Here is a 6,000-nt window from a genome sequence, read left to right as displayed (position 1 = left end):
ACATCTAAGGTGTTTTCTGCTACTAAGCGATAACGTTCTTCACTTTCAGATAATTGCTCTTGCAATTGTTTTTGTTTAGTAACATCGCGTGCAACCACTGTATAACCTGTTATGTTATCATGTCTGTCGATAATAGGAGATATCGCAAGGTTAACGGTTATTTTTTCATCATGTTTAGTTGTGATTGTTGCGTTATAGTCCGTTAAAGCGTCAAATTCATCACTCATGTCATGTAACCACGCTTGAAATAGCGACGGCTTTCCGATGACTTCTTGCCTTTGCCAGCCAAAAATGCGTTCAAATGCAGGGTTAATGTCTACTACAATGCCCTGCATATCAAAAGACTCAATCGCATTTGACGTATGATGAAATAACGATTCAAACATGTTTTTCGTATATTGTAACGATTCATGCGTCTGATACAGGGTCGAAATATCACGTAAAACAATAAAAACACCTATTAAAGCATCTTGTTGGAACATAGGCATGTACTTGATGCTTAAATGTGTTGCGCCTCCGTTCTTTAAATGGACGACAAGTTCCTCTTCACCTGAATATCCTTGTCGAACATCACCAAACAGCTGATTGATACGGTCCTCATTTTCAAATAAACTGTGAAAGCTCTGGTTAACTAATGACTCTTTAGAATAGCCAAGCAGTTCTGTCGCGCGGTTATTAACCTCTATTATTGTTTTATCAATTGATACAACTAATACGGAATCAGGATTATACGCCACAATAGATCGATATGCCTCTAACGATAACGTTTCCGGCACTATTTCATCTTGATCACTCATATTAACCCTCCTTCATGCTAATATAACTAAGACTAACGTTTCATTCCCATATTCAATCATTTTAAAACATTGTTTAGTCATACGATTTTCGAATGCGAATTGATTAATATCCTATAAGGACCTGTCAATTATATATATGTATTGATTATTATACAATCCCTTCATGTTATCTTCCTAACACCATCAACCCTTATACCTTTTTTCTCTCCCTCTATTTTCCCCACTCGCCTTCATACTCATAAATCTCATGATCGGTTGTCCATTGGTTATCCGTGTTACGTGTCTCACATACAAATGGTTCTGTATTTTCACGAACCTCAACCGATGTTTCAGCTGTGTTATCCGCATATGGATTAGCCATATCTTCATGAACTTCATCTAAGACGCGTGGTTCAGGGTTAATCTCTACACTAAATGATTCATCTGTTCCCGCGCTCATGGGAACATCGTCAATCGACCATGATAAGTCAACACCTGCCCACACTATACACACAAATAACCTGACCCATGCTCGTTATAGCATGAATCAGGTTATTGAAAGTTAGCTTACCATCACCTTATCACGCAGACGCACTAAAAGAAAATGTTGGGTTGCTTGATACGACTACTCAAACCTCCAACACCCTCAAACATCTAAAGCATTGTATCACCCAAAGCCATAAACTATAATCGAATCATCACATATTGAAGGAGGCAAATCATGAACCAATCGTACATTGATTTTCCGGATCTTGTTAAGGGATTAAGCGATGAAACCCTGCTCAAAATTGGCAAAGCAACTGGCTCAACTGATTTTGGGGTTCGCTTTTACTACAAGAAACAGCACCCAAAATTTTATAAGAATCGCTTTGCTTTAGAAAAGGCCATTAAACGTATGTGGGCCAATAATGCGTTTAATCATCGAGAGAGAACAGCTCGAATTCTCGACATCGATTTAGAAACGCTTCGTTAACCAAGATGGGGTGGTCACCCCTATACATAACCGCAATCCCCACCAAATCAATATCATCACCGAACATAGCAAACCTAATAACATCTCAAACCTCTAAATCACGTTCCAATCACCATCTCGTTTTCGATTGACTAAAATACGTCATATTATCATCTCACCACATTATACAAATGAAGGGAACAAAACATTTGACAAACAACTAACCGTTTGACCTTATATACTATATGTAGAAATAATTAATATTTAAAAACACTATATATTGATATACACTGCTCCTCTATGTATAATATAAACTGGAAATGAAAAGGAGGTGACAAAGGTTGAGAATCTATGATCAAAGGAGGTGGAAAGATGACGAGAATGAGCAAAGCACAAATAAAAAATAAATTGAAGCAACAGGAGCGAAAGATTGACCGTACTACAAGAGACTTGGAACGAGAGATTAGACGGATTAATCGCCAAACAAGATAAAAAAACCCTTGTCTATGTAACGGCATAAACAAGGGGCATGAAAAAATATTGTTGTCTTATTGTATTACAAAATAATGATAATGTGAAATGCATCCATCCAAAATTAAAAAAAGGGGAGCTATTGATTATTATGTCTAACCAAAATAATATACATGTATTACCTCATGATGACGGTTGGCAGGTGAAGAGAGCAGGTAATACAAGGGCAAGTAAAATCACACAAACACAACAAGAAGCAATAAATTATGGCGAAGACTTAGCCAAAAATTATAAATCAGAACTTATCATACATGGTAAGGATGGCCGTATTCGCGAGAGACGTAGTTACGGTAACGATCCCTACCCTCCGCGTGGCTAAACTTTAACTATAATCTTCATCAAAGCACTTACCTAACATCATTGTTTGAGGTGGGTGCTTTGCTTCATAATTATGTGCTTTAAAACTTAGCTAAAACAATCTACCAAAACTACCGCTCATCCTCTTCCTATCACTACTTCCTAAATCAACACCATCCACATACACCTTGTGCCTGTTTTAACTTCCTTTTTGATCTTTCACATCTAATTTATTACGATTTTGTGACTATATACATGCATCTATTGAACCCAGAAACTTTTTGAGCTATAACCATATAGGGTATTTAAATATTAAACAACACAACAGGAGGTCACAAACCATGTTTCAATTAGACGATCACGCTTTAATCAGGGCCTATCAAGGAGCTAAAATAGCCAAAGCAGAACAAGAATTTATTAATCTATTAGAGAAAGAGTTGCGATACAGAAAGTTTAATCCGGTTGATATAACAATTGATGAAACTCAACCACAAGAGGATTGATATTGATTGATGTTACTTTCAAAATAAAGATGTATCCACGGATATTTCATCAAGATTCATCACTTAACCTTCAGGTAATATGACCTACAGCTATTAATCTCCCAAAGGTTCATCTTTGTACTCTTCAATCCAATAGTCATAATATGGGTTATCCCACGTCGTTCCGTCATAAAAATCAACTGTTTTGACGACTGAAAGTACTTCTTCCGCATCATGTGGTGATTCGATTTCCCAACCATTTTCTCTTCCGAATGTTTCACCTGGTTGAACATTAATGGATTCAGCATTACCTCTAAATTCGTGGACCTTCCCGGATACACTCATGCTCGGTCTTGTTTTTACGGGATAACCATCTTCATCATACACTAAAAATCGCACTTCCATATTTTCAATGGTTTTATCAGATTCATTTCGCAATATCATTTGTAACATATCAGGATAAAGTGCTTTATGTTCTGCCGATTGTTCAACGATATTCGATTCTTGAACCACAACTAACTGATCTGATTTAGCTTTCTTCATTTCCTCAATACGTTCTTGCTCTTTATTTTCTGCTAAACGTTTATCATACTCGTCCAACAAAGTAGCAATATCATCGTTATCATCTAATACACGATCCGCTTTTTCTAATACATTAACAGCCTCTTCAAAGTCTTCCTCATTTGCTAATTGTTTCGCTTCATTCAGTGAATCGCTCTCTAATTCTTGGCTTAACTCATTAATATGTTCCTGTGCTTGTTCATAATTTCCCTCATCCTTTTCATTAACGTCCTGAAATTGCGATATCGCACTATGTATTTCACCATCATTCATGAACGTTTCACCTTCACTAAATGCTTGTCGCGAATCCTCAATCGTTTGAACATGAGTCAATGAATCATCAATCGTTGAGGCATTCATATCGAATTCTTTTAATTCATTAAGCCAAGATTCAGCATCTTCAAATTCAAAGTCTTTCGATATATAACGCTTTTCAATGTTCTCACTTTCATTAAGGACAATGCTTTCAGCTTCACTCATATCCTCTTCACCTTCGAGTTCTTCTTCTAACACGACATGTGCTTCTTAAAACTCACGGTTCTCTAAATGGCTTTCAAAAGCATTTAACGGATTATTCAATATTACAGCAAACGATACGAAAAGCCCTATAACAATAACAACAATAGAGGCCATCAGAATCATTGGCTTACGCTGTCTAATCGTTTCATATTTCGATTCATTGGAAGCAGTGTTTAACTCCTGACCACATTTATTACAAAACTTACTCCCTTTCTTATTCTTATAATCACAATTATCACAAGTCAATATAATCCCCCTAAAATATGCTTTACCCCCTCCTGTTATCTGCTATTTTTCCTAATTTTTTCAACATATTCTTCTGACTATTTAAGTCTAAACAACTATGTTGCACAGCCTTACCCTAAACCAATATAATTATAATGTGGGTTGACATTACTGAATCAGAAGCATTATATTAAGAGCAAGCAGAGATGCGTTGAACATCCTGCTAAGCAATCTATACGTCACAAGGCGTAGGTTGTTGTTACTCTTGACTGTCTTTCTTTGAACTACCTTGCTTGGCCGAGCAAGGTAGTTTTTTGTTTACATAACCATAGGAATGCTGTAACAACCGTTGCTGGCCTTACCTATATGAAAAAAACCAGGGATAACATTAAGTAGTTCCGTTTCGGTGGTGAAACATTCGAAATAGCATAATGTCAATAACTGTTGTCAATGTGCTTTTTCCTATGTGAACCTGTATGTTATTTCCAATGTTGATCTTTTAAACCCAGAGGATAATATTTATTTTATGTTAAAATAAATATCGAATTTGTGAAAGAACGTGCTTAAACTAACGGCGCAATATAGTTGAATAACAGACTGTTATAATTTTGATAATTTAACCCTGAAATAGATAGGAGCGAGTAAGAAATGATTAGAGTGGATGTAGCATATGCGTTTATTTATAAGGAAGATGAGAATAATATCCTTATGGTTAATAACAAGGGTGGAAGTTGGTCTCTTCCTGGTGGTGCAGTGGAACAAGGGGAAACTTTAGAAGAAGCAGTTATTCGAGAGGTTAAGGAAGAAACAAATTTAACAATTGAGGTTGGTGAAATTATAGCTGTCAATGAAGCAATGTTTAAAGAAAACGGTCATCACGCTTTATTTATAACATTTAAAGCAAAAGTCATCGAAGGAGAAATTTCAATTATAGATAAAGATGAAATTTCAGAAATTGAATGGGTAAACATACAAAGAGCTAATGATTTAATGCCTTATCATCCTAATGGTGTTAATAGCCTACTTAAAGCATCATCTCCTTATACATTTCAAGGTTAATAATACTTCATACATATTCAACTATCGTGTGCTTTTGTTCTACAAGAAAATATAAAATAGTACGCTTGGGTATTTGGATTACCCAAGCGTTTTATTTCATCGAAAGGATACTATCCCTAACATGACGATACTATTGCATTACGTTTCTTTTTCCTTTCTCTCATGACGGAGTAACTTAAAAGTGCCCACTGCAGATAAAACGACACCCGCGCCTGCTACAAGATATTGAATAAGACCGACTCCATCAAGAAAGCCTAAAGCGATCATGACTAACATAAGACCGAGCATCGTTAATGGAAGATAAGCATTGTCCATCTAAATCACCTCCAGTTTTAGTGTTATGTTTATCTTAACGTAACATAATCCTTTTGGTTTAAAAAAGGATACATAGACATCATTGGTTGATTTTTATGGAATGAAGGGTGATGTTAACGATGGATGTAAACGTTAAATCCAATCACGGTTGATATATTTGAAAAAAGTTCATATACGTAGTTCAGTTTTAGTATACAAACAATAGATAAATTGTATAAAACGAGGGTTGAATTGCATAGCAATTTGGTGCTCATTTTCATTGCTATACCAATGTTTTCTTACT

At 35.8% G+C, this 6,000-nt stretch carries 9 protein-coding genes; 4 read left to right on the top strand and 5 right to left on the bottom strand.

The features are described 5' to 3' along the window. Both J2S77_RS13180 and J2S77_RS13175 read right to left on the bottom strand, forming a co-directional pair. The coding region (locus tag J2S77_RS13180) for a PAS domain-containing protein (RefSeq protein WP_306978077.1) at positions 1–797 on the bottom strand (797 nt) is incomplete at its 3' end. Positions 798–1,008: 211 nt separating this feature from the next. Then, entirely contained in the window at positions 1,009–1,290 is a 282-nt protein-coding gene (locus J2S77_RS13175) for a hypothetical protein (protein ID WP_306978076.1), read from the bottom strand. A gap of 207 nt (positions 1,291–1,497) precedes the next feature. On the opposite strand from J2S77_RS13175, the gene J2S77_RS13170 reads away from it, so the two are divergent. The 3 genes from J2S77_RS13170 to sda all read left to right on the top strand — a co-directional run bounded on the left by J2S77_RS13170 (position 1,498) and on the right by sda (position 3,059). Further along, positions 1,498–1,749, top strand: a complete 252-nt coding sequence (locus tag J2S77_RS13170) for a hypothetical protein (RefSeq protein ID WP_306978075.1) — start codon at positions 1,498–1,500, stop codon at positions 1,747–1,749. 601 nt (positions 1,750–2,350) lie between these two features. Continuing rightward, a complete protein-coding gene (locus J2S77_RS13165; RefSeq protein WP_306978073.1) occupies positions 2,351–2,578 on the top strand; it encodes a DUF2188 domain-containing protein in 228 nt (75 codons plus the stop codon). 319 nt (positions 2,579–2,897) lie between these two features. Further along, on the top strand, positions 2,898–3,059 hold the full coding sequence (gene sda, locus J2S77_RS13160; RefSeq protein WP_306978072.1) for a sporulation histidine kinase inhibitor Sda: 162 nt from the start codon (positions 2,898–2,900) through the stop codon (positions 3,057–3,059). Between the two features lie 93 nt (positions 3,060–3,152). Here the strand turns inward: sda and J2S77_RS13155 are convergent, their stop codons facing one another. Continuing rightward, complete coding sequence (locus tag J2S77_RS13155; RefSeq protein WP_306978071.1) at positions 3,153–4,112, bottom strand: DUF5780 domain-containing protein; 960 nt, start codon at positions 4,110–4,112, stop codon at positions 3,153–3,155. 12 nt (positions 4,113–4,124) lie between these two features. Continuing rightward, entirely contained in the window at positions 4,125–4,364 is a 240-nt protein-coding gene (locus tag J2S77_RS13150) for a zinc ribbon domain-containing protein (RefSeq protein ID WP_306978069.1), read from the bottom strand. Positions 4,365–4,991: 627 nt separating this feature from the next. On the opposite strand from J2S77_RS13150, the gene J2S77_RS13145 reads away from it, so the two are divergent. Then, on the top strand, positions 4,992–5,402 hold the full coding sequence (locus J2S77_RS13145; RefSeq protein ID WP_306978067.1) for an NUDIX hydrolase: 411 nt from the start codon (positions 4,992–4,994) through the stop codon (positions 5,400–5,402). Between the two features lie 138 nt (positions 5,403–5,540). On the opposite strand, the gene J2S77_RS13140 is transcribed toward J2S77_RS13145, so the two are convergent. After that, a complete protein-coding gene (locus J2S77_RS13140; RefSeq protein WP_306978066.1) occupies positions 5,541–5,717 on the bottom strand; it encodes a hypothetical protein in 177 nt (58 codons plus the stop codon). Positions 5,718–6,000 lie beyond the last annotated feature (283 nt).

The sequence above is a fragment of the Alkalibacillus salilacus genome (genome assembly GCF_030812915.1).
Taxonomy (GTDB): Bacteria; Bacillota; Bacilli; order Bacillales; family Alkalibacillaceae; genus Alkalibacillus; species Alkalibacillus salilacus.
This window is presented reverse-complemented; position numbering and strand designations above follow the sequence as displayed.